Below are 26,960 nucleotides of genomic sequence, written 5' to 3'. Positions count from 1 at the left end.
CCTTGTGCCGGTGGCCGTCAGTCGTCGCTGTCGCCGAAGTCGGGGCGCACGCCGCGCGCCGCCATGACCTCGTCGTTGGAGGTGCCCGCCGCGACCATCGGCCAGACCATGGCGTCCTCGTGGACGATGAAGTCGACGACGACGGGCCGGTCGTTGATCGCGTTCGCCTTCTCGATGACCGCGTCCAGCTCGTCGGGGTCCTCGCAGCGGATGCCGACGCAGCCCATGGCCTCGGCCAGCTTGACGAAGTCGGGCACCCTGGTGCCCCGGCTCGGCTCGCCCTGCTCGCCGTCGTGCAGCACGGTGTTGGAGTAGCGCTGGTTGTAGAAGAGGGTCTGCCACTGGCGGACCATGCCCAGCGCGCCGTTGTTGATGATGGCGACCTTGATGGGGGCGCCGTTGAGCGCGGCGGTGACCAGCTCCTGGTTGGTCATCTGGAAGCAGCCGTCGCCGTCGATGGCCCACACGGCGCGCTCTGGCATGCCGACCTTGGCGCCGAGCGCGGCGGGCACCGCATAGCCCATGGTGCCGAGACCGCCGGAGTTGAGCCAGGTGGCGGGCTTCTCGTAGTCGATGAAGTGGGCCGCCCACATCTGGTGCTGGCCGACCCCGGCGGCGAAGACGGTGTCCTCGGGGGCCAGCTCGCCGATCCGCTTGATGACCTGCTGGGGGGCGAGCGAGCCGTCCTCGGGCTTGTCGTAGCCGAGCGGGTAGGTCTCGCGCCAGCGGTCGAGCATGGCCCACCAGTCGGCGTACCGGTCGCCCGGCTCGCCGGGGCGCTCGGACTGCTCGGCCTGGAGAGAGACCACCAGGTCGGCCAGCACCTCGCGCGCGTCCCCGACGATCGGCACGTCCGCGGCGCGGTTCTTGCCGATCTCGGCCGGGTCGATGTCGGCGTGGACGATCTTGGCGTACGGCGCGAAGGAGTCCAGCTTGCCGGTGACGCGGTCGTCGAAGCGGGCACCGAGGGCGACGATCAGGTCGGCCTTCTGCAGCGCGGTGACGGCGGCGACGGTGCCGTGCATGCCGGGCATCCCCAGGTGCTGCGGGTGGCTGTCGGGGAAGGCGCCGATGCCCATGAGGGTGGTGGTCACCGGTGCGCCGGTCAGCTCGGCCAGGACCTTCAGCTCCGCCGTGGCGCCGGCCTTCAGGACGCCCCCGCCGACGTAGAGGACGGGGCGGCGGGCCTCGCTGATCAGCTTGGCGGCCTCGCGGATCTGCTTGCCGTGCGGCTTGGTCACCGGGCGGTAGCCGGGCAGCTCGGCGGTCGGCGGCCACTGAAAGACCGTCTCGTTCTGGAGGGCGTCCTTGGCGATGTCGACCAGGACGGGCCCCGGGCGTCCCGTGGAGGCGATGTGGAAGGCCTCCGCGAGGGTGCGGGGGATCTCGTCGGGGTCTTTGACCAGGAAGTTGTGCTTGGTGACCGGCATCGAGATGCCGCAGATGTCGGCCTCCTGGAAGGCGTCCGTGCCGATCGATCCCGAGGCCACTTGCCCGGTGATGGCGACGATCGGCACGGAGTCCATGTGCGCGTCGGCCAGCGGGGTGACCAGGTTGGTGGCGCCGGGGCCCGAGGTGGCCATGCAGACGCCGACCCTGCCGGTGGCCTGCGCGTACCCGGTGGCCGCGTGGCCCGCGCCCTGCTCGTGGCGGACGAGGACGTGCCGGACCCGCGAGGAGTCCATCATCGGGTCGTAGGCGGGCAGGATGCAGCCGCCGGGGATGCCGAATACGGTGTCGGCGCCGACTTCCTCAAGAGCGCGGATGAGGGACTGGGCGCCGGTGATGCGGGGCGCCTGGGCCGGAACGGAGGTCGGCTGCTGTCCGCCGCTGCGGGCCCGCGGCTGCGGCTTGGGGGCCCCGGTGGCCTGTTCGGTCATCGCTTGTCTCTTCTCGGAGAGTGAGGGTTGACACTCGTCGGGGGCGGTCGCCCGTACGGGGCTGGTCATGTCCTGTTTGTCCGGGCTACCGCCGGTATGGGCTCAGGTGCTGGTGCAACAAAAAACCCCTCGTGCCGTCAGGCAAGCGAGGGGAGCGCGCCGGGAGGGTCGCGGGGTGTGGAGCCCCGGTCAGCCGACGCGCTTTCCAAGTACGAGAATTCGGGTGCGCATGATGATGACCCTCTCCCCGTCAACCCCCGAGTGTCAAGTGGGTGGGACAGGCGTCTCAGCATCCGAACGCGACGCCGGATGCACCAGGGCTTCCGGCGTGCCCTGCTTCCGCGCCGTCAGCGTCCCGGCCCCCGGCCGCACAGGCCCTGGCGAGGTGGAGCGCCGCCGCGGCGACGCTCCCGGGACCGCCACCGCGGCCTCCCGGCCCTCCGGGTGCTCCTCGCCGTAGCCGGAAGCGCCCCCGCTGCGGCTCGACTCGGGCACCCCGTAGACCCCGCGGGCCAGCGCCGTGCGCAGCCGGTGCTCGTCCAGCGGTCCGGAGAAGACGGCACCCTGACCGTGCGTGCAGCCCATCTCGCGCAGCAGCGTGGCCTGCTCGGGCAGGTCGACCCCCTCGGCCACCGTCGTCAGCCCCAGGTCGCCGGCGATCCGCAGCAGCCCTGCCGTGATCTTGCGCTGCCTGGTGGACTCCACGATCCCGTCCGTGAGCCCCCGGTCCAGGCGCAGGATGTCGACGGGGAGCCTGCGCAGCGCCGAGATCGCCGCATACCCGCTGCCGAAGCCGTCCAGCGAGATCAGCACGCCCAGCCTGCGCAGCGCGCTCAGCCGCCGCTCCAGCTCGTCCAGCGGGATGCGCGGATCGCTGTCCGACAGCTCCAGGATCAGCGCGCCCGGCGCCCCAGGCACCCCCGCGTTGGCCGCGGGCGCGCCCAGCGCCGTGCCGCCCGTGTGCCCCGGCGCGGCGGCCAGCCCGTGCCGGGCCAGCAGGGCACCGACGCTGTGCGGCTCCATGCCGGGTTCGGTCAGCCGCCTGGCCGGCAGCCGCACCGTGACCGGGGCCCCGTATCCGGCACGCTGGCGGGCCGCCGCCTGGGCTACGGCCTCCTCCAGCAGCCAGCGGCTCACCTCGGCGGCCCGCTCACCGCCCATACCGCGGGCCTCGCGCGCCGAGGCGCCCTCGGTGCGCAGGAACTCCGCCGGTGTGAAGAGGATGCCCGCCTCCGAGCGCCAGCGCGCCTCCGCCGCGATCGCGGTGATCTTGCCGCTGGCCAGCTCGACGATCGGCTGGTGCAGCAGCGCGAACTCGCCGTCGTGCAGCGCGCTGCGCAGCCGCGCGGCCAGCTCTGCGCGCTTGACGACCTCGGCCTGCATCTGCGGCGCGTACAGCTCCACCCGGGCCTTGCCCGCCTGCTTGGCGCGGTACATCGCCAGGTCGGCGTTGCGCATCAGGGAGCTGGGGGTGATGCCGGGCTCGGCGAAGGCGATGCCGATGGAGGCGGCCACCCGCACCTGCGTGCCCTCGACCCGGTAGGGATCGGAGAGGGTGATCCGCAGCCGGTCGGCGATGTCGTGTATGCGCAGCTCGCGTTCGGCGTCCGGCGGCGCCCCCGGCTCGCCGTCGCCGCGGATGAGCACGGCGAACTCGTCGCCGCCCAGCCGCGCCGCGGTGTCGCCGGAGCGCACCGACTCGTGCAGCCGCCTTGCCGCCTGCACCAGCAGTTCGTCGCCCGCCTGGTGGCCGACGGTGTCGTTGACCGCCTTGAAGCCGTCCAGGTCGATGAAGAGCACCGCCGTGCCGCAGTCACCGCCGCGGCGCGAGCCGATGGCCTGCCGGACCCGCTCGGTGAACAGGGCGCGGTTGGGCAGGTCGGTGAGCGCGTCGTGCGAGGCGTTGTGCTGCAACTGCGCCTGGAGCCGTACGCGTTCGGTCACGTCCCGGCTGTTGAAGATCAGGCCGCCCTGGTAGCGGTTGACCGTGGACTCGACGTTGAGCCAGTGGCCCTGGCCGTGCCGGATGCGGCACTCGATTCTCGTGCACGCCTCCTGCTCCCAGGAGGCGGCCAGGAAGCGGCGCAGCTCGTGCAGCACCTGGCCGAGGTCCTCCGGGTGGACGAGGGAGGAGAGTTCGGCGCCGACCAGGTCTTCGGCGTCGCGCCCGTAGACGCCCGCCGCGGCCGGCGAGACGTAGCGGAGGCTGCCGGCGGCCGCGGTGATCATGATGACGTCGCTGGAGCCCTGCACCAGGGAGCGGAAGTGGTTCTCCTTCTGCGCCAGCTCCCGGGTGAGCGTGATGTTGTCCAGCAGCATGATGCCCTGGCGCAGCACCAGTGCCAGCACGACCGTGCAGCCTGTGTAGAGGACGACGCGGTCGATCTCGCGGCCGTCCACCGAGTTGTAGAGGATGCCCAGGGTGCACACGGCCGCGGCCAGGTACGGCGTCAGCGCGCTGAGCGAACCGGAGATGGGCCGGCTGGGATGCGTGGCGCGGGCCTCCGCCTCACGGGCCGTGGCCAGTGGCTGCGGCTGGGGCGGCGCCGGGCTGGGGCCGCGGCTTCTGCCGACCCAGGGCGCGTACGCGAGCAGCAGCGATCCGGCGAACCAGCCCGCGTCCAGCAACTGGCCCGAGGCGTAGTGCTCGCGCAGCATCGGCGAGGTGAACAGGGCGTCGCACAGTACCGTCAGCGCCAGTGCGCCGACCGCGGTGTTGATGGCGCTGCGGTGCGCGGAGGAGCGCCTGAAGTGCAGGGCCAGCACCATGCTGACGAGCACGATGTCCAGCAGCGGATAGGCCATGTTCAGCGCGGCCCTGGCCACCGAGTCGCCCTGCCAGTAGGCGGTGTGGGCGAGCGCGAGGGACCAGGAGAGCGTCAGCAGCGAGCCGCCGATCAGCCAGGCGTCGAGGCTCAGGCACACCCAGCCGGCGCGGGTCACCGGGCGCTTGGCGAGCACGAGCAGCCCGACGATGGCCGGTGGCGCGAACAGCAGGAAGCAGAAGTCGGCCAGTGAGGGCCTGGGGACCGGCTGGTCGAGCACCAGCTCGTACCAGCCCCACACCCCGTTGCCGAGCCCCGCCATCAGCGAGGAGACGCCGAAGAGCGCCCAGGCGGGGCGGCTGGCCCGCAGCCGGGCGCGCTGTGCCGGTGCCAGGTGGGCGGCGCCTGGCCGCTCGGCGGCGCGGCGCTGCGTGTAGGCGTACCACAGGCAGGACGTGGCGGCCAGCAGGGCGGCGGCGCTGAGCCCGAAGTCGCCCATGAACACGGCGACGGTCTGCGAGCCCCAGCCGAGGGCTGCTCCGATGGCGTAGCCGGCGCAGACGACGGCGAGCGCCAGCTGCGAGGCGAGTCCTGTGGCGCCGCCCGAGCCTCCTCCGCGTGGCTGGGGCGGGACGCCGTCGGTGCTGCCGGTCCTGCCGGTGGGGCCGTTCGCCCGGGGCCCGGTCCCTCTCACCCGTGGCGGGATTCCGCGGGTCTGCGGCGGCACCGACGTACCGCGCTCGGTGCCGGCGGCGCGGACCGCGGGTGTGGTCGTCCAGTACGGATTGCGTCGCGGGGCCGCTTCGTTGGTCGTCATCGTGCCACCCGCCAGGACGGGGGCCACTTGGTGGAGTCGGCACGGCCGTCACGCACGGTGTCCGGTGGTGCGGCGCAACGCGGGTTTCGCGGCTGACGGTCGCGGCGGCGTGGAACGCCGTGTGCGCGTTCCCCCGTGCGGCAGTTCGTCCGTTGATCGTGCATTCGCCCGTCGCCCCCCTCGTGTCCGGGTTTCGCCCCCCCGATCGGGACGATACACCAGGTTCGTCACTCAGGGACATAGTCCCAATACTGACCGTAACCACAAGAGGGAAGTTCGGAACAGGGTGCAGTCGTACGGATCCGTAGAGTGGCCTCTCGCGGCCTCGGGGGGTTTACGCGCCCTACGCCACGGCCACCGTGTTCGCCGGCTCCTCACCGGCCGCCCAGCGCCGCAGCTGTGCGCCGACGAGCCTTCTGGCGCGCGGAGGGAACGCGGAAGTGGGCCCTCCGATGTGCGGTGTGATCAACACTCCGGGTGCTCGCCAGAGGGGATGATCCTTGGGCAGGGGTTCGGGGTCCGTCACGTCCAGCGCGGCCCGCAGCCGGCCAGGGACGCCGTCACCGGCCCCCGGCGCGGACGCCGGGGTGCCCGTCTCGGCCAGCAGGGCTCCGGTGTCGACGACGGCACCACGGGCCACGTTGACCAGCAGCGCCCCGTCCTTCATCCGGGCCAGGAACCCGGCGTCCACCAGATGGCGGGTCTGCTCGGTGAGCGGAGTCGCCACTACCACGACGTCGGCGAGCGGCAACAGCTCGTCGATCTCGCTCAGCGGCCGCACGGGACCGAGTTCGGCCGTGCGCGGCGAGCGGGCGACCCGGTGCACGGCGGCGACCTCGAACGGCAGCAGCCGCTTCTCGATCGCCTCCCCCACGGCTCCGTAGCCGAGGATCAGCACGGTGCGGTCCGCCAGAGCGGGGTGGAAGCCGGTACACCACTCGCCGCGGTCCTGGGCGCGGACCGATCCGGGCAGGTCGCGGAGGGAGGCGAGGGTGAGCGCCACGGCCAGTTCCGCGGTGCTCGCGTCGTGTACACCGCGGGCGTTGCACACGCGCGTTCCGGTGGGGAGGCGTGGGATGGCGGGCGCGATGTGGTCGATGCCCGCGGTGAGGGTCTGGACGACTTTCAGGCCCGTCATCCGGGCGAGCGGCCGTACGGCGACCTCGGCACCCAGGTAATAGGGGACGACGTAGAAGGCGCAGTCCGCGGGGTCCGCCGGATACTCCTCCTCTCCGTTCCAGTACCGGTACGTCAGGGAGTCGGGCAGCCCCTCGACACTCTCCGGCGGGAGCGAGAGCCATACCTCCGTCGCATCAGCCATGAGGAGAGACTAAGGGGCGGCCACCCCACAGGACAGGGGCGCCTTCCCGCGACGCGTGGGGGCGGTGTGGCCGGGGCAAACGTGTGTGACACCCGGGCGCCCGCTAGTTTGGGGTCCGTCCCGGAGGGAGCAGGAAAGCGGTGGAGCGCAGGACGATCGGTGCGGCAGCACTCGGTGTGGGGGCCGTGGGACTGGGCTGTATGCCGATGAGCTGGGCCTACTCCTCCTCGGAGCAGCACGGCGTCACCTCGCTGCGCGCGGTGCACACGGCCCTGGACGCCGGGGTCTCGCTGCTGGACACCGCCGACATGTACGGGCCCTTCACCAACGAGCTGCTGCTCGGACGGGTACTCAAGGAGCGCCGCGAGGAGGCGTTCGTCTCCACCAAGTGCGGACTGCTCGTCGGCGACCAGCACATCGTCGCCAACGGCCGCCCCGGCTACGTGCACCGGGCCTGCGACGCCTCGCTGCGCAGGCTCCAGACCGACACCATCGACCTCTACCAACTGCACCGCGCCGACCCCGAGGTACCGATCGAGGAGACCTGGGGCGCGATGGCCGAGCTGGTGACGGCGGGGAAGGTGCGCGCGCTGGGCTTCTGCGCCGTCGGCGCCCGCGCGGACCGGCGCGCGGGCACCGGTATCCACGACGGGACCATACGGCAGCTCGAACGGGTCCAGCAGGTCTTCCCCGTCGGCGCCGTGCAGGCCGAACTGTCCGTCTGGTCCAGGGAGGCCCTGGCCACCCTGCTGCCCTGGTGCGAGACCCGCGGCATCGGGTTCCTGGCCGCCATGCCGCTGGGCAACGGCTACCTGACGGGCGCCCTGACCACCGGCGGCGGCTTCGAGCCCGACGACGTGCGCGCGCGACACCCCCGCTTCACCGCCGAGATGATGGCCGCCAACCAGCCCATCGTCGCCGGGCTGCGCCGGGTGGCCCGCCGCCACGGCAGCGCGACACCGGGCCAGATCGCGTTGGCCTGGGTACTGGCCCAGGGCCGGCACGTGGTGCCCGTGCCGGGAACGAAGAAGCCGCACTGGGTCACGGAGAACGCCTGCGCCTCGGCGCTGAAGCTGAGCGAGCACGACCTCGCGGAGATCGCGGCCCTGCCCACGGCCCGGGGATCGTGGGACTGAACCCGGAAACCCGGGTTGGTCAGCCGGGCGCGGCCCTTTCGCCGGGACCGACGGCGGCCGCGCGGGGTACTCCCCCGCGCGTGCTCCGTGTGGTCCCCTGGAAGCGTTCGGTGTCGAGGGGCCGAGGAGCCAGAGCGTGCGACGTGCGACGGGTGTGGGTGTCGGTATGGCCTGTGCGGTGGTGCTGGCCGCGGGGTGTTCGGGCGGGGGCGGCGGGTCGGGCGCCGAGCCCTCCCAGGAGGGGCGGTCGTCGGCGGGCGGCGCCCCCTCCTCCCGGGCGGCCCCCGCGAAGGGTTCCGTGAAGGTCGCCGAGACGGTCACGACCGGACTGGAGTCCCCCTGGGGGCTGGCGCCGCTGTCCGACGGGGACCTGCTGGTCTCGCTGCGGGACACCGGGAAGATCCTGCGTGTCGAGGCGGACAGCGGCAAGCAGACCGAACTCGGCACCGTGCCCGGGGTCGAACCCGGCGGAGAGGGCGGGCTGCTGGGGATCGCGGTGCCGCCCGACGGCGAGCAGGCCGGCAGCTGGGTGTACGCCTACTTCACCTCCGCGTCCGACAACCGCGTCGTGCGCATGGTCTACGACGACAAGAAGGACCCGGGCGACCAGTTGGGCGCTCCCGACGTGGTCTACAAGGGCATCCCCAAGGGCCGGACCCACAACGGGGGCCGGATCGCCTTCGGACCCGACAAGATGCTGTACGCCGGGACGGGCGAGTCCGGCGACGGGCGGCTCGCGCAGGACAGGGACTCGCTCGGCGGCAAGATCCTGCGCATGACCCCCGAGGGCGAGCCCCCAGGCCACGGCAACCCCGAGACCGACTCCGTCGTCTACAGCTGGGGCCACCGCAACGTGCAGGGTCTGGCGTGGGACGCCGACAAGCGGCTGTGGGCCTCGGAGTTCGGCCAGGACACCTGGGACGAGCTCAACCTCATCGAGCCGGGAAAGAACTACGGCTGGCCCGAGGCCGAGGGCAAGAGCGACGAGAAACGCTACCGGAACCCGGTCGAACAGTGGCGTACCGCCGAGGCCTCCCCCAGCGGCATCGCGGTCGCCAAGGGTTCGGTGTGGATGGCGGGGCTGCGCGGCGAGCGGCTGTGGCGCATCCCTCTCAAGGGCGGGGAACCCGTGGCCGAGCCCCAGTCGTTCCTGAAGGGCAAGTACGGCCGCCTCCGCACGGTCGTCGCCGACCCCGGCACCGGTGGCGGCGGGCTCTGGCTGGTCACGAGCGAGACGGACGGACGTGGCTCCCCGGAGAAGGGGGACGACCGTATTCTCCGCCTTGAGGTGCGCTGAGAGGACCGGGTGGTCTGGTGTTCAATCTGCTGGAGCAGTTGTTCGCACCGAGTCGCAAGCACGCCGATGACGAGAGGCAGCGTCTTGAGCACACCCGCGTGCAGGCGGGCAGCACCGATCCGGGGGCGGGGCCGATAGACCTCTCCTCGGGGCACGTCCTCATCCGCCCACCCGCACCGCGCGATGCAGCGCCGGAAGACCCGCCGCCGGGCGGTTCCGCGCCGCGCGCCGAAGCCGAGCCACCCGCATCCGCACCGGCACCGCGCACCGCACCTGGCTCGGCGACACCGCCCCCTGCGAGCACCGGCGTGCCGGCGAGAGGTCCCGACCGGTCAGCGGATGGTCCCGATGGGTTGGCGGATGGTCCCGACCGGTCAGCGGACCGCCCCGGGCGCGGCGGCTCCCCGCAGGGTGACCAGGCGTAGCCGGAAGGCCATGGCCGCCGCCTCACCCCGCGTGGCGACGCCGAGCTTGGCCAGGATGTGGGAGACGTGCACGCTCGCCGTCTTCGGCGCGATGTGCAGCCGCTCGGCTATCTGCCGGTTGCTCAGCCCCTCGGCCACGAGGTCCAGCACGCCCCGCTCGCGGCGGGTCAGTCCGAGGGAATCGGCCGGGTCACAGGTGGCGGGCAGGGCAGCGCGGCTGGGCGCGGGGCCTGCGGGCGGATCGTCGTCCAGGGCGATCCGGGCGCGCAGCGCCAGCTGTTCGGCCTCGGCGCGCAGCGGCGCGGCCCCCAGCCGCAGGGCCTCGGCGCCCGCCGCCCGCAGCAGTTCGCCCGGCAAGCGGCCGGCGCCGGACCCTCGCCCGGCTGCCGAGCGCCGTGCCGCATCGGTCTCCAGCAGGGACTCGGCCCAGCGGAGGCGGGACAGTGCGAGGGGGTGGGGGCGGCCGAGGGGTTCGAGGGCGAGGGCGGCGGCCTCCCAGCGGCGCGGGTCGTTGTCCCCGGCCGCCCGGGTGAGTTCGGCCTCCAGGAGCAGGGCGTGCCCCTCCCACACGGGTGCGGGCCGCGGCAGCTTGCGGGCGGCGCGCCGCAGTGCGTCCAGGACGGGGCCGCGCTCGTGGTCGGTGCCGGGGAGGCCGCGGGTCTCGGCCTCGTGCGTGGCGGCGGCCGTCAGCAGGGCCCAGGCCTGCGGATAGCTGCCGGGGCCGAAGCCCTCCTCGAGCGCGCGGGCCAGCTCGGCGCGGGCCTGAGTGACATCGCCGCGGCGGGCGGCGAGGACCATGGTGAAGTGCCGGAGCGCGACGGCTTTCTGCGGTTCGACGACGGGGGAGCTGCCGAGCGCGGCCACCACTTCCTCGACGGCGGCCTCCAGCCCCGGCTGGTCTCCGCGGTCGTGGGACAGGTGGGCCCGCAGGAGCGCGACCCAGGCGCGGACGTCGGCGGCGCGGGCGGCGGTCCTGGCCTCGTCGAGGAGCGCGGCCGCCTCGTCCCACTCCCCCGTCGACAGGAGGGCTTCGGCGTGGGAGGCGAGGGCGCCGGCGTAGGAGTTGGGGCGGTTGCGTTCGCGGGCGACGCGGGCCGCGTGGGCGGCCTCGGCCGCCGCCTGTTCCCAGCGTCCCGCCAGCTCCAGTTCGACGGCGATGTTGGTGGCGGCGCGGATCTCCACGCTGGTGACGCCGGCCTCGGCCGCCTCGTCCCGGGCGCGGGCCATCTCGGCCAGGCCCGCTTCGAGGTCACCCGACTGGGCGAGGAGGGTGCCGAGGGTGACGCGGGCTTCGAGCTCGATGACGGTGACGCCGACGACGCGGGCCAGTTCGACGGCGCGTACGGCGGTGGCCAGCGCCTCGCGCCCGGGGCGGTGCACCAGGCCCCAGCTCGCCGCGCTGGAGAGCACCTTGGCGTGCACGGCGGAGGGCGGCAGTCCGCGGACCAGTTCCTGGGCCGTGGCGATCTGGGCCCAGCCGTCGCCCTTGCCCGCCTCTTCGGTCAGCAGGCCCATCTTGAGCTGGAACCAGGCGCAGGTGAGCGGGTCCCGACTCTCCTCGAGCCGGGCGAGCGCGCGGCGAGTGAGTGCCTGGGCCCTGGTCACGTCGCCGCTGGTGCGGGCGGCGACGACGGCTTCGGCCAGGACCTCCATGAAACGCGGCGGGCGCGGCGGCCCGGCCGGGCCCGCTGGGTCGCCCGTGGGGAAGGCGCGGGGCAGTGTGAGGGCGGGGAGGTCGCGCCTGGCGTCCTCGGGCACCTCGTCCCACAGTTCGATGACGCGTTCGAGAAGGTGGTGTTCCTCGGCGTGGGCGTGGCGGCTGCGGGCCTCGACGGAGGCGGAGAGCGCGGCGGGGAGCGCCTTGGCCGCGTCGCGGCCGCGGTGCCAGTAGTGCGCGAGGCGGGCCAGCCGTTCCTCGGCACGGACCAGCGTCGGGTCGGCCTCCAGCGCCTCGGCGTAGCGGCGGCTGACGCGCGCGAGTTCGCCGGGGAGCAGGTCCTCGCGGACGGCCTCGCGCAGCAGGGCGTGCCGGAAGTGGTATCCGGATCCGTCGTCCGTGGCGCGCAGCACGTTGCCGCCCACGGCGGCGCGCAGGGCTTCCAGCAGCGCGTCCTCACCGAGCCCTGCGACGGCCGCCAGCAGCGCGTGTTCGACGGCGGAGCCGCCGCCCGCTGCCAAGCGCACCACGCGCTGGGCCGCGTCGGGCAGCGCCTCGACGCGGACGAGCAGCAGGTCGCGCAGGGAGTCGCTGATGGAGCAGGTCGCGCGGGTGGCCGTCAGTTCCTCGACGAAGAAGGGGATGCCCTCGGAACGGCGGAAGACCTCGTCGGCCAGCACGCTGTCGGGCTCGGCGCCGTTGATTCCGGTGATCTGGGCCCGGACCTCGGCGCGGGTGAGGCGGGGCAGGCCGAGGTGGAGGACGGTGCGCAGCCTGTCCTGTTCGGCGAGGAAGGGGCGCAGCGGGTGGCGGCGGTGGATGTCGTCGCTGCGGTAGGTGGCCAGCAGGGCGAGGCGGCAGGCGCGGGTGGAGCGGAAGAGGTAGCCGACCAGTTCCCGGGTGGAGCGGTCGGCCCACTGGAGGTCTTCGAGGGCGACGACGAGCGTGCGGTCGGCGGCGAGCCGCTCCAGCAGTTGGGCGGTGGCCTCGAACAGCCGGGCGCGGCCGCCGTCGGCTCCGTCGGCGAGGTCGGCTCCGTCGGCATACGCCTCGCGCTGCGCGGCGGGCGCGGGGGCCGCCAGATCGGGCCACAGCCGGGCGAGGTCGGCCTCGCGGCCCTCGGCGGCGGCCGCGAGAAGGGCCGGGTCCACGGCGCGGCGCAGGCCGCGCAGCGCCGTGGTGAACGGGGCGAAGGGGAGGCCGTCGGCGCCCAGTTCGAGGCAGCCGCCGAGCGTGGTGACGCCGCCGCGGGCGCGCGCCCGCTCCAGGAACTCCTCGAGCAGCCGGGTCTTGCCCACGCCCGCCTCACCGCCGAGCAGCAGCGCCTGCGGCGTGCCCGCCTCGGCGCGGGCGAGCGCCTCGGTGAGCGCGGCCAACTCCTCGGCGCGGCCGACGAAAACGGGGCTGACGGTGGTGGTGAGCGGCACGGTGTTCAGCATGGCATCCCCCACCGCCACCGGGCACCCGTACCGGCCGGGGCGCGGGAGCGTCCGCGGTCCTTCACGCGGCCCTGACCCAGGCGGTCCCCTCCCCGCGGCGCCCGTGTCGCCCGCGGCCGAACAGGGAGCGGAATCCGCGCCCCGGTTCCCGGCTGTCTTCCCGGGCCCGGCGTACGAGCCGCTCGTGGTCGGCCTCGCGGCGCAGGTCGTCCATGCGCAGGTGGTGGGTGGTGTGGTTGAGGTCGTACAGCATGGCCCTCGTCCCCTTCCAGAAGTGTGCGGTGTCTCTGCGGACCTGACACGTCCACACTCCTGCCTGCGGCGTCCCGCCACATCGGGCGACTGCCCCGTCCTGCGCGGCCGGGGGCCTTAGGGCCGGGGCCGACCCGCCTTAGGCAGGGCCCCGGGCGGGCCCGGGGCCGGTACGGCCGGTGTGGGGAGGGCGCCGGGGACGGCGGGTTCCGCGCGGGAGCCCGGGGCGGCGGGTTCCGCGCGGGAGCCCGGGGCGGCGGGTTCCGCGCGGGAGCCCGGGGCGGCGGGTTCCGGTTCGATGCTGATGCGGGGCAGGAGGCGGTCCAGCCAGCCGGGCAGCCACCAGTTGGCGCCGCCCAGCAGGTGCATCAGGGCGGGCACCAGCAGGGTGCGCAGGACGAAGGCGTCCAGGGCGACGGCGGCGGCGAGCGCGATGCCGAACATGGCGATCAGCCGGTCGCCGCTGAGGACGAAGGCGCCGAAGACGGCGATCATGATGACGGCCGCCGAGTTGATGACGCGGCCGGTCTCGGCCAGGCCCACCCGTACGGCGCGCCTGTTGTCGCCGGTCAGCCGCCACTCCTCGTACATCCGGCTGACGAGGAAGACCTGGTAGTCCATGGAGAGCCCGAAGAGCACCGAGATCATGATGACGGGCAGGAAAGGCTCGACGGGGCCCGCGCTGCCCAGGCCGAGGAGTTCGCTGCCCCAGCCCCACTGGAAGACGGCGACGACGACGCCGAAGGCGGCGGCGACGGCCGCGATGTTCATGGCCGCGGCCTTGAGGGGGATGGCGATGCTGCGGAAGGCCAGCAGCAGCAGGAAGCAGCCGAGTGCGATGACGACGCCGGCGAAGAGGGGGAGCTTGCCGACGATGACATCGGCGAAGTCGTCGTAGCCGGCGGTCGGGCCGCCGACCAGGACGCGCAGGGTCGATCCTTCCTCGGCCTGGGGCAGCACGTCGTCGCGGAGCCGGTCCACCAGGTCGGAGGTGGCCTTGGACTGGGGTGAGCTGTCGGGCACGACGGTGATCACGCCGGTGTCGCCGCTGCCGTTGAAGTCGGGTCCGGAGACCTGGGCGACGCCCGGGGTGGAGCGGATGGCCTCGGGCAGGTGGTCGAAGGCGAGCTTGTCTCCGGCGCCGTCGACCTCGCCGACCAGCGTGAGGGGGCCGTTGGTGCCGGGGCCGAAGCCTCCCCCGGAGCCTTCGGCCCCGGGGGGAGACCCCGCGAGCAGGTCGTAGGCCTTGCGGGTGGTGCTGCTTGCGGGGTCGTTGCCCTGGTCGGAGGTGCCCAGGTGGAGGCTGAGGGTGGGCAGCGCGAGCACCGCCATCAGCACGGCGGCCAGGGCGCCCAGCAGTTTGGGCCGGCGTTCGACGAACGCGGACCAGCGCACCGCGAAGCCGGTGGGCGCCTCGGGGCGCGGCCCGTGCTCGGTCAGCCGCCGGCGTTCGCGGCGGCTGAGTGCCCGCATGCCGATCATGCCGAGGAGCGCGGGCAGCAGCGTCACGGAGGCGGCCACGCTGAGGACGACGGTGAGGCAGGCGGCGAGTGCCACTCCCTCCAGGAAGCCGAGCCGCAGGATGAACATGCCCAGCAGGGCGATGCACACCGTGGCGCCGGCGAAGACGACGGCCCGCCCGGAGACCGTCACGGCGCGCTGTGCCGCCTCGTGCACCGGGAACCCTGCGCGCAGCCCTGTGCGGTGCCGGGTGACGATGAAGAGCGCGTAGTCGATGCCGACGCCCAGGCCGATGAGCATGCCCAGCATGGGGGCGAAGTCGGCGACGGTCATGACCTGGCTGAGCAGCCCTATGCCGGCCGCCGCTGTGCCGACGGCGACGACGGCGGTGATCAGCGGCAGCGCGGTGGCGGCGAGCGAGCCGAAGGCCAGGAAGAGGACGACGGCTGCCGCGGCGAGCCCGATGACCTCGGCCAGCTGCGCCTTCGGTGCCTCGGTGAGCGCGATGCCCGGGCCGCCCGCCTCGACCTGGAGGCCGTCCCCCGCGGCGTCGCGTGCGGTGTCGAGGACGCGCTGGGCCTGTTGTTCGCCCCGTTCGTCGGTGGGCGCGTCGAGCGTGAGGGTGGCGTAGGCGGTGTGGCCGTCCTCGCTGATCCGGCTCTCGCCGCCGGGCGCGTAGGGGGAGCGCACGGAGGCGACGCCGGGCAGGTCGGCGACGGCCCGCAGCGTCTCGGACATGCGTTCTTCGACGGGGGCGGCGCGCACGCTGGACTCGTCGGTGTGCCACACGAGGGTGGCGCCCTCGCCGCGCTGGTCGGGAAAGGCGCTCTCCAGCCGCTGTGCGGCCTGTGCCGACTCGGTTCCGGCCGCGCCGTAGTCGTCCGAGTAGGCGCTGCCGGTGAGCGCCGCGGCGCTCACCGCGCCGGCGAGCGCGGCGAGCCAGAGCAGCAGGACGGTCAGGCGGCGCCTCAGGCACCAGCGGGCAAGAGCGGTCACGGGCGTCGCCTGTCTCGGGTCTCGGCACGGGCGGGACGGCGCGGAGCGGAATGCACCGCTCCGAAACCACCGCTTCAGCAGCCTGCCATCCCGAAAAGATCCTTTGAGACCTTTGTGGTGATACCCACAACCCCACCGCACACGGGAACTTTCCGGTGCCGGACCCGGTTCCGGGCCCGGCAGCGGGTCCGTGGGCCGCCGCTGCTCAGCCCGTCACCGACTCCTCGCCGTTCTCGATGTGCCCCATCAGCCGCCGCCCGAAGGAGTCGTCCTCGGCCACGCCGACCTTCAGGTCGTACCAGCCGTGCGCCGCCGCGGTGCGGTACCCGACCTCGCGCCGGCGCCCCGGCTTCACCCGTACGGTGCGGGGCGCCTCGTCGCTGTAGGCGAGCGGCTCCAGACGGAAGGTGAGGGTGTGCTCGCCGTCGTTGGCCAGGCTCAGCCGCAGTTCGCGCGAGCGGCCCTCGATCCGCGTGGTCACCCCGGCGCCCGCCGCCACGCCACGGGCGCTGCCGGCGAACTCGCGCCTGAACCCGTTCGGTCCCGTGACGGTGAACCGGTAGGCACCATCCTTGACCGGCACCCGCTCCTCCCGCTCCCCGCGCACGTCCAGGTGCAGGGGATCCGCGTACTCCTTCGCGTACGGATAGAGGGCGAAGTGCGCGCTGGCGCGTCCCGCGTTGCGCAGGGTGAGCCGTACACGGGCGGCTCCGGCGTCGTACACCGCGTCGGCGTCGGGCTGGTACGGAAGGGGGCGCGCCCTGCGGTGTCCCGGCTCCTGCCGTGGCAGCCGCTGGTCGGCGGGCGGCCTCGGGCTCCAGCGGGCGGTGAAGGGCGGGATCGCGCCCGGCTCCTGGGCGGACGGCTGCGCGCGCCGCACGGAGAAGTCGAACGCGCTGGTCAGATCGCCGGTGACGGTGCGCCGCCAGGCGGAGATGTTCGGTTCGCGGATGCCGGTCCACCGCTCCAGGAAGCGGATGACCGAGGTGTGGTCGAAGACCTGGGAGCACACGTAGCCGCCCACGGTCCAGGGGGAGACGACCGTCATCGGCACGCGCATGCCCAGGCCCGTCGGCTTGCCCTGCCAGTGCTCGTCCTCGACGTCCCGTCCCGGCACGGGTGGTGGCACGTGGTCGAAGTAGCCGTCGTTCTCGTCGAACATCAGCAGCAGCACCGTGTGCCGCCACACGTTCGGGTTGCGGCCCAGCGCGTCCAGCACCTTGTAGACGAAGGTGGCGCTCTGGATCGGTGAGGAGCTGCCCGGGTGTTCGGAGTCGGCGGCCGAGGGGACCAGGTAGCTGACCTCGGGCAGCCGCCCCGCGTCCACGTCGGCGGCGAACGCGTCGGCCGTCGTGCCGGGCTCACCGCGGAAGAGGGCGCGGTCGAAGAGGCTGCGTTCGGCCTTGGTGAGCGTGGCGCGGCCCTTCTCCAGCCGGTCCAGCAGGTCGGCGCGCCCCGCCTCGTCGGCGTCGGCCAGCTTCCCGTAGAAGGCCGTCATGTTCTCGGCCCCCTCCACCTCGGCGAGGGCCTTGCGGCCGACGGCCTTGAAGGACGCGTAGAACTCCAGGTTGTTGTCGGTGAAGTTGTCCCACTCCTGGTAGACCTGCCAGCTGCGTCCCGCCTTCTGAAGCCGCTCGGGGTAGGTCGTCCAGGTGTAGCCGGGGTGGGTGTCCTCGTCGTAGGCGTCGTTGCCGACGGCTCTCTTCCCGGTCACGGGTTCGAACCCGGTCCAGCCGCTGACCAGGTGGTTGCGGTTGGGGCTGGTGGAGGAGTGGATGGCGGAGTGGTAGGCGTCGCAGACGGTGAACGTCTCGGCCAGCTCGCACTGGAGGGGGATGTCGGCGCGGTCGTAGTGCGCCATGGTGCTGGCGGTCTTGGCGGTGACCCAGTTGTCCATCCAGCCGTCGTGCCAGGCCCTGGCGCCGCCCTCCCAGCCGTGGTCGAGGGCGCCGATGTACTGGGCCTCCTGCCGCTGGGTCTCGGCGGCCTCGCGGACGGAGAAGGGCAGCACGGTGCCGGCACCGAGGGCGCCCGGCTGTTCGAACACGCTCGTGCCGCCGGGCAGCTGGACGGCGTTGCGGTCGCCGTAGCCGCGCACCCCGCGCAGGGTGCCGAAGTAGTGGTCGAACGAGCGGTTCTCCTGCATGAGGATCACCACGTGCCGGATGTCTTCGAGCCCCCTGCCGCCGTCAGGGCCCGCTGTGTGCCCGGCGTCGGCCGCGATGGCCTGCCGCAGCGACGGCGGCAGCAGGGAGCCGGTGACCGAGAGTCCCGCTGCCGCCGCCGTCATGCCCAGCGCCCTCCGGCGCGATATCCCGTCAGCCACCCCTGCCGCCTCTCCACCCAATGGTTCGCTCGTAGGCCATTGCCGAACGCGACAGGGACGCTAGCGGGACAAGGTGACACGCGAAAGGTCGCCGGATGGACATTTCCTTACCCCACGTGGCCGTATCCAGCGGAGCGTTATCCGGCGGAGCGTTATCCGGCGGAGCCTTGTCCGGCGTGGCCGGCGACGGGCACCAGGGGGAAGTGGCAGCTCACCAGGTGGCCCTCCCCCGCGGGCGCGGTCGGCTCCGGCGCGGTGGTCGCGCACAGCTCGGTCGCCAGCGGGCAGCGGGTGCGGAAGCGGCACCCCGAGGGCGGGTCGGCAGCCGACGGGGTCTCGCCCGCGAGCGGCCCCGCCCCCTGGGCGGGTCCCGCTTCCGGCGCACCGTCCACGGCGGTTTCCCGCGCACCGTCCACGACCGCGCTGTCGGCGGTCTCCAGCAGCCCCCGGGTGTACGGGTGCAGGGGCCGGGCGAACACCTCGGCGGCAGGACCCGTCTCCACCAGCGAGCCCAGGTACATCACGCCCACCCGGTCGGCGAGGTAGCGGACCACGGCCAGGTCGTGGGAGATGAACAGGTAGCTCAGCCCCTTCTCCCTTTGCAGGTCCCGCATCAGGTTGAGGATCTGCGCCTGCACGGACACATCGAGCGCGGAGACGGGTTCGTCGGCGACCACCAGCGAGGGGGCCAGTGCCAGCGCCCTGGCCAGCCCGAGGCGCTGGCGCTGGCCGCCGCTGAACTCGTGCGGGTGCCGGTGGACGGCGCCGCGCTCAAGACCCACCTCGTCCAGCAGTGCACGGACGCGCTCCTCCTGGGCCGCACGGTCGCCCACGCCCTGGACGACCAGGGGTTCGCGCAGGATCGCGCCGACCCGCATCCGGGGGTCCATGGCGGCGTAGGAGTCCTGGAACATCAGCTGCACCCGCCGCCGGTGGGCGCGCAGGCGCGCGCGGTCCAGCGTGGCGAGGTCGGCGCCCTCGAACCGCACGGATCCGCCCGTCGGCGCCTCCATACCGACGGCGAGGCGGCCCAGCGTGGACTTGCCGCAGCCGGACTCGCCGACGATGCCGAAGGTCTCGCCGCGCCGCACGGTCAGGGACACTCCGGCCACGGCGCTGACCCGGCGGCGGTCCCTGCGCCGGGTGAAGGGGCTGCTGTGCAGGGGGTATTCCCGGCGCACGTCGTCGAGGTCGAGCAGCACGTCGGCGTCGGCGCCCGGGGAGGCCAAAGCGTCCTCGGCGGGGCGCGCCTCGCCCGCCGGGGCCGCCCGCGCCGCGGGGTCGGCCGGGTGGAAGCAGGCGTAGGTGTGCAGGTCCTCGTCGTCGGCGGGCCGGAGCGCCGGTTCCTCGGTGCGGCAGACGTCGGTGGCGTGCGCGCAGCGGGGGGCGAAGCGGCATCCGGCGGGCCGTCTGGTCAGCGACGGCGGCAGTCCCGGGATGGTGGCCAGTCGGCGGCCCGTGCCGGCGGCGCGCTCGGGGAGCGCGTCGAACAGCGCCTGGGTGTAGCGGTGCCGCGGCGAGGTGAACAGCTGCGCGACGGGGGCCTGCTCGGCGACCTTGCCCGCGTACATCACGGCCACGCGGTCCACGCGGCGGGCGATGACCCCCAGGTCGTGGCTGACGAGGATGAGGGCCATGCCCAGGCGTTCGCGCAGCTCGCCGATCAGCTCCAGGATCTGGTGCTGGGTGGTGACGTCCAGCGCGGTGGTCGGCTCGTCGGCGATCAGCAGCTTCGGTTCGCACACCAGCGCCATCGCGATGGCGACGCGCTGCCGCATGCCGCCGCTGAGCTGATGCGGATAGTTCCTCATCCGCTCGCCCGGCTGCCCCAGACCGACCAGACGCAGCGTCTCGACCGCCCGCTCCCTGGCCTCGGCGCGGCTCACCTCGCGGTGCAGCAGCAGCGGTTCGGCGACCTGCGCGCCGATCGTCATGGTCGGGTTGAGGGAGCTGAGCGGGTCCTGGAAGACGACGCCGACGGCCTCGCCGCGTACTGTGCGCAGCACCTGGTCGGGCGCGGCGGCCAGGTCGGTGCCCTCCAGCAGGACGCGCCCGGAGGTGACGCGGGCGCCGGGCGGCAGCAGCCCGAGGACGGAGAGCGCCGTCATGGTCTTGCCGCTGCCGGACTCGCCCACCAGGCCCAGCGCCTCGCCAGGCGCCAGCCGCAGGGAGACCCCGTCCAGGGCGTGCACGGTGCGCTCGGACCCGGCGCGGTCGCGCCCGGCGATCGACAGGTGCAGGTCTTCGACGGACAGCAGGGGCTCGCGTGCGGGCAGGGGCTCGCCGGACGGTATGGGCCCGGTCGGCTGCGTGGTCGGCATCATGACACCTCAGTTCTTCTCGAGCCGCACGTCGAAGGCGTCCCGCAGGCCGTCCCCGATGAAGTTGAAGGCGGCGACGACGAGCACGATGGCCAGCCCGGGCGGGAAGATCAGCCACCAGTAGCCGACCTGCGTGTAGGTGATGCCGGAGCTGAGCATCGAGCCCCAGTCGGCGGCGGGCGGCGGGATGGACAGGCCCAGGAACGACAGGTAGGCGACGTAGAGGATGGCGTCGGCGATCTGGAAGGTGGCGTTGACGATCATCGTGCCGACGGCGTTGGGCACGATGTGGCGGAAGACGGCGCGCCCTCCCCCGCCGCCCATCAGCCGCATGGCGTGCACGTAGTCGCGGCTGCGCAGCGCGAGCGCCTCGCCGCGGATGAGCCGCGCGGGCGAGAGCCAGGCGACGGAGGCGATGACGAGGATCAGCACCGGCTTGCTCGGGGTGACCATCGCCGCGACGACGACCAGCAGGAACAGCGCAGGAATGGCGAGCGCCGCGTCCGTGACCCGCATCAGCACCGCGTCGACCCAGCCGCCGAAGTAGCCGGCGACCGCGCCGTAGACGGTGCCGAAGAGGGTGGCGAGCAGCCCGGCGGCCAGCCCCACCTCCAGCGAGGTCTGCCCGCCGTGCATCAGCCGGCCCAGCATGTCGTAGCCCAGGTCGGTGGTGCCCAGCAGGTGCCCGGCCTCACCGGGTGCGAGGCTGGCCTGGTCGAGGTCGGTGTGCACCTGGTCGGTGGGGTGGACCAGCGGCCCCAGGAAGCAGAAGGCGAGCAGCGCGGCCAGCAGGCAGGCGCCGAGCAGCGCGAGCCGGTTGCGGGCGAAGACGGCGAGGGTCCTGCGGGCCAGGCCCGGGGCGGTGTCCATGCCGTCGTCGTCCGCCGGTTCCCCCGCGGCCGGTTGCGGTGTGGTCGGGGTGGCGGCTTCTGCGGTCACGAGACGCTCCGGATGCGGGGGTCGAGGACGGCGTAGGCGAGGTCGGTGAGCAGCGAGCCGAGCACGGTGGCGACGCCGACGACGAGGGTGACGCCGAGCAGGACGGGGAAGTCGTTGGACTGCGCGGCGTTCCAGAACAGCAGGCCCATGCCGGGGTAGTTGAACATCGACTCGACGACGAGGGTGCCGCTGAAGAGGGTGGGCAGGTAGAGCCCGAGCAGCCCGGCGAGCGGGATCAGCGCGTTGCGCAGCACGTGCCTGGCCAGCACCCGCACCTGCGACTGGCCCTTGGAGCGGGCGGTGCGCACGTAGTCCTCGCCGAGGTTGTCCAGGACGGCCGAGCGCATGTAGCGGCTGAACATGGCGATGATGCCCAGCGCCATGGTGACCACGGGCAGCACCAGCCCGGCGGGCTCGGCCAGGATGCCGCCGACCGACTCGGCCTGCGGCGCCTCCGCGGGAAACAGCGGCCACTGCTGGGCGAACCCGAGGATGAGGACGAGGCCGAGGAAGAAGACCGGGGTGGCGTACGCGACGAAGGCGGCGCCGGTGAGCACGTAGTCGGAGGGCCGGCCGCGCCGTACCGCCTGGAGGATGCCGAGGGGGATCGCCAGCAGCGCGGCGAGCACGACGGAGAGACCGGTCAGCAGCAGCGTCTTGGGCAGCCGTTCGGTCAGCAGGGCGAAGACGGGCTGGTTGAGCTTGTAGGACTCCCCCAGGTCGCCGGTGACCAGCCGTTTGAGGTACATGCCGTACTGGACGGGCAGGGAGCGGTCGTAACCCTGGAGGTGGTTGAAGTGCGCGATCGCCTCCGGGGTGGCCTTCGGGCCGAGGATGGCGCGCGCGGGCCCGCCGGGCAACTGGTGCAGCAGCACGAAGACGATGAGGGAGACGAGGAAGAGGACGACGAGGGCCTGGCCCGTGCGCTTGAGCAGGAAGCGGGTCACCGGTCGGCCCCCTTGCCGCCCCGCGCCGGCTTCTTCACGAAGTACCAGTCCTGGGGGGCCAGCGTCAGCGTGGGGTTCTGGTCGATGCCGCGCAGGTCACTGCGGATGACGGAGACCTGGTATGCGGGGTTGGGCGTCCACAGCACGGGCGCCTCGCGGGCCAGGTGGCGGGCGTAGTCGCGCATCGCCGAGTCGTCGTCGGAGTACTCGGTGCGCTTGATCAGCTCGTCCGTCTTCGCGTCGGACCAGTTGCCCATGTTGGAGGGCGCTCCGGTGGCGAAGAGCTGCTGGCCGCTCGGCTCGGCGGGGAAGATCCAGCTGCCCTGGGTGCCGAAGAAGCCCAGCTGCCACTGGGAGCAGACCACTTCCTTCGGTTTGCACGGCACGGTGGTGCCCAGCACGGTGTTCAGCGGCTGCTCGCGGATGTCGAGCCGGACGCCGGCGCGGGAGAAGGACGACTTGATCGCCTGCATGGTGTTGGACGTCTCCGTCGAGCCCGACTGGGAGAGGAGTTCGAGGGCGAGCTCCTGGCCCTTGTCGATGCCCTTGCCGCAGTGTCCCTCGCCGGTGCCCGGTGCGGCGCAGCGCAGCGTGCCGCCCCCGTCCTCGCCGCGCTTCCAGCCGTGCGCGGCGAGCAGCGAGCGGGCCTTCCCCGGGTCGTACGGCAGCGCGTTCTCCTCCATCAGGGCCGAGGGCACGGGGCCGAGTGTGGGTTCGGCGCTGCCGTGCCAGACGTGCTCCGAGATCGCCTTCTGGTCGATCAGGGACTGAAGGGCCCGGCGCAGGTACCGCTGCCGCATCAGCGGCCCTGTCTCGGGGTGGTTGAGGTTGGGGACGAGGTAGGTGATGCCCCAGCTCTCCCACGGGTCGATGCGGTAGCCGGTCTCCTTGAAGTGCGCGGACTGCGCCATGACGGAGGGCGGGATGTAGCCGTAGTCCAGGCCGCCGGCGCGCAGCACGTTGAACTCGCTGCTCGCGGTGGTGAACGGTTTGAGGACGACCCGGTCCAGATGCGGCTTGTCGGGGCCGCCATAGCGCTTGTTGGGGACGAGGGAGACGTGTCCCGACGCGGTCCACTTCTCGATACGCCAGGGCCCCATGGTGGTCTTCCACAGCGGGTCGCTGTCGAACTTCGAGAGCTGTTTGGCGTGCGAGAGCAGCCGCTTGAAGACTTTCTTCGGGTCTTCGCCCTTCTTGCTCCAGGCGTGCCGGGGCAGCGGCTTGAAGTACTCGAGCTGGTCCGCGGTGAACCACGCGGGGTTGTACGCGCGGTCCAGGCGCAGCCGGAAGGTGTGGTCGTCCAGCACCTGGAACGTCTCGACGTTGTCGGGCAGCAGCTTGGGCGAGTAACCGCCCCAGTCGTCCTTGTTCGCGCGGATCAGCTCGAACCAGAAGCGCACGTCGTCCGCGGTCACCGGCTCCCCGTCGCTCCACCGGTAGCGCTTCTTGAGGGTGACGGTGACGGTGCGGTTGCCGTCGCTGAAGCGGGGTTTCTCCGCGACGTTGCGCGGGCTGTCCATCGTCAGCTTGCCGCTCTTGTCCGGCTCGGGCGTGTAGAGCGGCGGGTAGAGCAGGTTCTGGATGGCGCTGTTGTAGGTCGCCAGGTAACCGGGCGCGCCGATCGGGAAGATCCAGTTGGGGGTGGCCGCCGGGGGGAGCGCCATGACGGCGGTGCCGCCCTCGACGGGCGTGCCCTGGCCGGGACGCACATCGGTGACCGCCTCCACCTTCGGCCCGCAGCCCGCGAGCAGCGCGGTGGTGGCGAGCAGGGCGACCGAGGCGAGCAGCCGGCCGCGGCGGCGGGGTATTCGCGCCCTGACACGTGTGCGAGTCCTGGACTGGCGCATGCTGCCTCCGGTGTAACGGCCAAAGATAGCGAGCAAAGTACGGAGGCCCTCGAAAAAAGGTCAAGACCTCTTGGCCGATTCCGTGGAAATCATGTCTACTGACGGAAGTTGGAGCCGCCACTTCCTTCGGCAGCCGAACCAAGACCCGTGCACGAGTGACCAGGACAGGTGTCTATGCCCCCCGCACCGCAGCAGCCGAGCGCCCCGGCCGTACCGGCGGGGCTGCCCGGCACGGCGGCCCGCGTTCTCGACCTGGTGGCGAGCGGCGTCGTCTCCTCACGCGCCGACCTCGTCCGCGAACTGGGCCTGGCGGCCTCCACCGTCTCCGCGCGGGTGCAGGAGCTGGTGGACCAGGGGCTGTTGACGGAGGTCGGCGAGGGCACCTCGCGCGGCGGCCGGCGCCCCAGGCTGCTGCGGATACCCGACGACGGCGCCGTCGCACTCGCCGCCGACCTGGGCAGCCACCACGTGCGGCTCGCAGCCGTCGGGCTGACGGGCAGCGCCCACGACGTCGAGGAGCACGCCCTCGACCTGGCCGCGGGCCCCGCGGCGACACTCGGGGTGCTCGTCGAGCGGCTGCGTGCGCTCGCGGAACGGCAGCGCGCCGCGGGCCGCACCGTCCGCGGCCTCGGCGTCGGCTTCCCCGGCCCCGTCGACACCGAGGCAGGGCGGGTGGTGGCCCCCTCCCGCATGCCAGGCTGGCACCTGTTCGACCTGCGCGACCGACTCGCCGACGCACTCGGCCTGCCCGTCCTCGTCGACAACGACGCCAACGTCATGGCACTGGGCGAACACCGCACCGTCCTGGCGCACCTGCGCCACCTGGTGCTGGTCAAGGCGGGGCGCGGCATCGGCTCGGGCGTCATCAGCCACGGCACGCTCTACCGGGGCGCGGGTGGCGCGGCCGGCGACATCAGCCACGTCCGGGTGGAGGCGGCGGCCGAACGCCCCTGCTCCTGCGGCAACATCGGCTGCCTGGAGACGGTCGCCAGCGGCGCTTCCCTGGTCGCCGCGCTGCGGGAGCGCGGGCTGCGGGTGGACGGCGCCGCCGACGTCCTGCGTCTGGTGCGCGACGGCGAGCCGCGGGCCACCACCCTGGTCCGGCAGGCGGGGCGGCACATCGGCACCGTGCTCTCCGTCGTCGTCAACTTCTTCAACCCGCAGGCGGTCGTGCTCGGTGGCGCGCTGGCCGAGGCGGAGCCGCTGGTCGCCGCCGTGCGCGGCATGCTCTACGAGCGCTGCCTGCCGATGACCACCAGCGACCTGGTGATCACCGCCTCGACCACGGGTCCCGACGCCGGGCTGCTCGGCGCGGGCCACGCCGCGCTCCGCGAGCTGGCGCACGAACCCCCGGCGGAACCCGGCCGAGCGACCGCGGTCCAGGCGACGGAACCGGGCCGCGCGTCCGGAGCCCCGGTGGCGGAACCGGGCCGGGCGTAGGGCCCCGGCGGCGGCACCGGACCGGGCGCCGCCGACCGTCCGCCTCGCCCCACCCCCTTGGTCAGCTCCCCTCCCGCACCTCAACTCCCCGCACTCCCGCACTCCACTCGCTCCCCTCATCCCTTCAGCGTCCGCAGGAAGGAACCCCCCTCCCGATGACACCGACCTCCCACCCCGGCCCCGTCTCCACCCGCGCACCGCGCCGCAGGCTGCGCATCGGCATCGGCGGCATGGCGATCGAGTCCAGCGAGTTCTGCCCGCACCGCTCCTCCTACGAGGACTTCCGCGTCACCCGCGGCGCCGACCTGCTCGCGCGCTACACCTGGACGCGCCCCGACGACGCCCTGGCGCCCCTGGTGGAGTGGGTGCCGCTGGTCCACGCGGTGGCCCTGCCCGGCGGGCCCGTGGTGCGCGAGACGTTCGAGCGCATCCGCGACGAGCTGACCACCCGCGTCCGCGACGCCGCCCCGCTCGACGGTCTCGTCTACGACATCCACGGCGCCATGAGCGTCGTCGGGCTCACCGACGCCGAGGCCGAACTGACCGCGGCCGTCCGCGAGGCGGCAGGGCCCGAGACGCTGATCTCCGCGGCGATGGACCTGCACGGCAACGTCTCCTACGACTTCGCCCGCCACCTCGACCTGCTGACCGCGCACCGGCTCGCCCCGCACGAGGACGCCTGGGAGACCCGCGAGCGCGCCGCGCGCAAACTCGTCGAGCGCCTGGCCACCGGAGCGGGCCGGCCGCACCGCGCCTGGGTGCAGGTGCCCGTCCTGCTGCCCGGCGAGAAGACCAGCACCAGGCTGGAGCCCGCCAAGTCGCTCTACGGCTCGCTCGCCGACATCGAAGCGAGGGACGGGATCTGCGACGCGGCGATCTGGGTGGGCTACGCGTGGGCGGACGAGCCGCGCTGCCGGGCCGCCGTCGTGGTCACCGGAGACGACGCCGAGCTCGCGCTGGAACAGGCCGGCTCCCTGGCCCGGCGCTACTGGGAGGCGCGGCACGACTTCACCTTCGTCGGGCCGACCGGGCAGGCCGACGAGTGCGTCGCCGCGGCGGTGGCCTCCACCGCGCGTCCCTTCCTCATCAGCGACTCGGGGGACAACCCGACGGCCGGCGGCGCCGGCGACCTGGCCTACATGCTGGGACGGCTGCTGGCCAACGAGGACCTCTCGGCAGGCCGCGTCACCGCACTGCACCCCGGCATCCACGACCCCGCCGCCGTGGCCGCCTGCTTCGCCGCGGGCACCGGCGCCGAGGTGACACTGAAGGTCGGCGGGCACGTGAGCGCGGGCAGCGGCGACCACGCCGAAGCCTGCGAACTGACGGGGCGGATCGTCTCCCTGCAGACGCTCGGCGGCGTGCGGGCCGCGGCCGTGCGCCGTGGCGGAGTCACCGCCGTGCTGACGGAACGCCGCGCCCCGTTCCACACCAGGGCCGACTTCGGCGAACTCGACCCGCTCGGGTACGACCTCGTCGTCGTCAAGATCGGCTATCTGGAGCCGGAGCTGTACGACATGGCCGCCGACTGGCTCCTCGCGCTGACCCCCGGCGGCGTGGACCAGGACCTGCTCCGGCTCGGCCACCACCACGTGGCCCGCCCGCTGTTCCCGTTCGACGACGAGGGGTTCGAGGAGCCCGGGACGGTGCCGGTGCTGTTGTGAGACGCAGCCGTGACACCCTGCCCGGGGCCC

General features: G+C 73.3%; 16 protein-coding genes. 5 read left to right on the top strand and 11 right to left on the bottom strand.

The features are described from left to right. Nucleotides 1-17: 17 nt before the first annotated feature. From MMF93_RS24060 to MMF93_RS24050, 3 genes are all read right to left on the bottom strand, one after another. Nucleotides 18-1,880, bottom strand: coding sequence for an acetolactate synthase large subunit (locus MMF93_RS24060; RefSeq protein ID WP_242754711.1), 1,863 nt, complete (start codon nt 1,878-1,880; stop codon nt 18-20). A 264-nt stretch (nt 1,881-2,144) separates the two neighbouring features. Beyond that, on the bottom strand, nt 2,145-5,462 hold the full coding sequence (locus tag MMF93_RS24055) for a putative bifunctional diguanylate cyclase/phosphodiesterase (protein ID WP_242754710.1): 3,318 nt from the start codon (nt 5,460-5,462) through the stop codon (nt 2,145-2,147). A 343-nt stretch (nt 5,463-5,805) separates the two neighbouring features. Continuing rightward, nucleotides 5,806-6,783: a 2-hydroxyacid dehydrogenase gene (locus MMF93_RS24050; RefSeq protein ID WP_242754709.1), complete on the bottom strand. Its 978-nt coding sequence runs from the start codon at nt 6,781-6,783 to the stop codon at nt 5,806-5,808. 140 nt (nt 6,784-6,923) lie between these two features. Here MMF93_RS24050 and MMF93_RS24045 point away from each other — a divergent pair, with 140 nt between their 5' ends. From MMF93_RS24045 to MMF93_RS24035, 3 genes are all read left to right on the top strand, one after another. Then, nucleotides 6,924-7,919: an aldo/keto reductase gene (locus MMF93_RS24045; protein ID WP_242754708.1), complete on the top strand. Its 996-nt coding sequence runs from the start codon at nt 6,924-6,926 to the stop codon at nt 7,917-7,919. 166 nt (nt 7,920-8,085) lie between these two features. Continuing rightward, the gene (locus tag MMF93_RS24040) at nt 8,086-9,216 is read left to right on the top strand and encodes a PQQ-dependent sugar dehydrogenase (RefSeq protein WP_242757741.1); all 1,131 of its coding nucleotides are present in this window, start codon (nt 8,086-8,088) and stop codon (nt 9,214-9,216) included. Between the two features lie 17 nt (nt 9,217-9,233). Further along, the gene (locus tag MMF93_RS24035; RefSeq protein ID WP_274709500.1) at nt 9,234-9,641 is read left to right on the top strand and encodes a DUF6191 domain-containing protein; all 408 of its coding nucleotides are present in this window, start codon (nt 9,234-9,236) and stop codon (nt 9,639-9,641) included. On the opposite strand, the gene MMF93_RS24030 is transcribed toward MMF93_RS24035, so the two are convergent. From MMF93_RS24030 to MMF93_RS23995, 8 genes are all read right to left on the bottom strand, one after another. Then, nucleotides 9,591-12,737: a helix-turn-helix transcriptional regulator gene (locus tag MMF93_RS24030; RefSeq protein WP_242754707.1), complete on the bottom strand. Its 3,147-nt coding sequence runs from the start codon at nt 12,735-12,737 to the stop codon at nt 9,591-9,593. The genes MMF93_RS24035 and MMF93_RS24030 overlap by 51 nt on opposite strands. Before the next feature lie 61 nt (nt 12,738-12,798). Then, entirely contained in the window at nt 12,799-12,990 is a 192-nt protein-coding gene (locus tag MMF93_RS24025) for a hypothetical protein (protein ID WP_242754705.1), read from the bottom strand. Between the two features lie 116 nt (nt 12,991-13,106). Then, the gene (locus MMF93_RS24020) at nt 13,107-15,446 is read right to left on the bottom strand and encodes an MMPL family transporter (RefSeq protein WP_242754704.1); all 2,340 of its coding nucleotides are present in this window, start codon (nt 15,444-15,446) and stop codon (nt 13,107-13,109) included. 205 nt (nt 15,447-15,651) lie between these two features. Beyond that, a complete protein-coding gene (locus tag MMF93_RS24015) occupies nt 15,652-17,772 on the bottom strand; it encodes a phosphocholine-specific phospholipase C (RefSeq protein WP_423835508.1) in 2,121 nt (706 codons plus the stop codon). Between the two features lie 152 nt (nt 17,773-17,924). Next, a complete protein-coding gene (locus tag MMF93_RS24010; RefSeq protein WP_242754703.1) occupies nt 17,925-20,093 on the bottom strand; it encodes a dipeptide ABC transporter ATP-binding protein in 2,169 nt (722 codons plus the stop codon). Nucleotides 20,094-20,102: 9 nt separating this feature from the next. After that, entirely contained in the window at nt 20,103-20,963 is an 861-nt protein-coding gene (locus tag MMF93_RS24005) for an ABC transporter permease (RefSeq protein WP_242757738.1), read from the bottom strand. A 65-nt stretch (nt 20,964-21,028) separates the two neighbouring features. Then, a complete protein-coding gene (locus MMF93_RS24000; protein WP_242754702.1) occupies nt 21,029-21,979 on the bottom strand; it encodes an ABC transporter permease in 951 nt (316 codons plus the stop codon). Further along, nucleotides 21,976-23,826: a peptide ABC transporter substrate-binding protein gene (locus tag MMF93_RS23995; RefSeq protein ID WP_242754701.1), complete on the bottom strand. Its 1,851-nt coding sequence runs from the start codon at nt 23,824-23,826 to the stop codon at nt 21,976-21,978. The genes MMF93_RS24000 and MMF93_RS23995 overlap by 4 nt, the downstream gene beginning before the upstream one ends. 174 nt (nt 23,827-24,000) lie before the next feature. Here MMF93_RS23995 and MMF93_RS23990 point away from each other — a divergent pair, with 174 nt between their 5' ends. After that, complete coding sequence (locus MMF93_RS23990) at nt 24,001-25,266, top strand: ROK family transcriptional regulator (RefSeq protein WP_242754700.1); 1,266 nt, start codon at nt 24,001-24,003, stop codon at nt 25,264-25,266. Between the two features lie 155 nt (nt 25,267-25,421). Further along, nucleotides 25,422-26,930, top strand: a complete 1,509-nt coding sequence (locus MMF93_RS23985) for a M81 family metallopeptidase (RefSeq protein WP_242754699.1) — start codon at nt 25,422-25,424, stop codon at nt 26,928-26,930. Nucleotides 26,931-26,960 lie beyond the last annotated feature (30 nt).

This window comes from Streptomyces tubbatahanensis, assembly GCF_022699385.1.
Classification (GTDB): domain Bacteria; phylum Actinomycetota; class Actinomycetes; order Streptomycetales; family Streptomycetaceae; genus Streptomyces; species Streptomyces diacarni.
This window is presented reverse-complemented; position numbering and strand designations above follow the sequence as displayed.

Excerpts from the sequence above, each read along its gene's own strand:
- MMF93_RS24030 (WP_242754707.1), bottom strand. The coding sequence starts at position 12,737 with ATGCTGAACACCGTGCCGCTCACCACCACCGTCAGCCCCGTTTTCGTC.
- MMF93_RS23985 (WP_242754699.1), top strand. The coding sequence starts at position 25,422 with ATGACACCGACCTCCCACCCCGGCCCCGTCTCCACCCGCGCACCGCGC.
- MMF93_RS24005 (WP_242757738.1), bottom strand. The coding sequence starts at position 20,963 with ATGGACACCGCCCCGGGCCTGGCCCGCAGGACCCTCGCCGTCTTCGCC.
- MMF93_RS23995 (WP_242754701.1), bottom strand. The coding sequence starts at position 23,826 with ATGCGCCAGTCCAGGACTCGCACACGTGTCAGGGCGCGAATACCCCGC.
- MMF93_RS24055 (WP_242754710.1), bottom strand. The coding sequence starts at position 5,462 with ATGACGACCAACGAAGCGGCCCCGCGACGCAATCCGTACTGGACGACC.
- MMF93_RS24060 (WP_242754711.1), bottom strand. The coding sequence starts at position 1,880 with ATGACCGAACAGGCCACCGGGGCCCCCAAGCCGCAGCCGCGGGCCCGC.
- MMF93_RS24025 (WP_242754705.1), bottom strand. The coding sequence starts at position 12,990 with ATGCTGTACGACCTCAACCACACCACCCACCACCTGCGCATGGACGAC.
- MMF93_RS24050 (WP_242754709.1), bottom strand. The coding sequence starts at position 6,783 with ATGGCTGATGCGACGGAGGTATGGCTCTCGCTCCCGCCGGAGAGTGTC.
- MMF93_RS24040 (WP_242757741.1), top strand. The coding sequence starts at position 8,086 with ATGGCCTGTGCGGTGGTGCTGGCCGCGGGGTGTTCGGGCGGGGGCGGC.
- MMF93_RS23990 (WP_242754700.1), top strand. The coding sequence starts at position 24,001 with ATGCCCCCCGCACCGCAGCAGCCGAGCGCCCCGGCCGTACCGGCGGGG.
- MMF93_RS24010 (WP_242754703.1), bottom strand. The coding sequence starts at position 20,093 with ATGCCGACCACGCAGCCGACCGGGCCCATACCGTCCGGCGAGCCCCTG.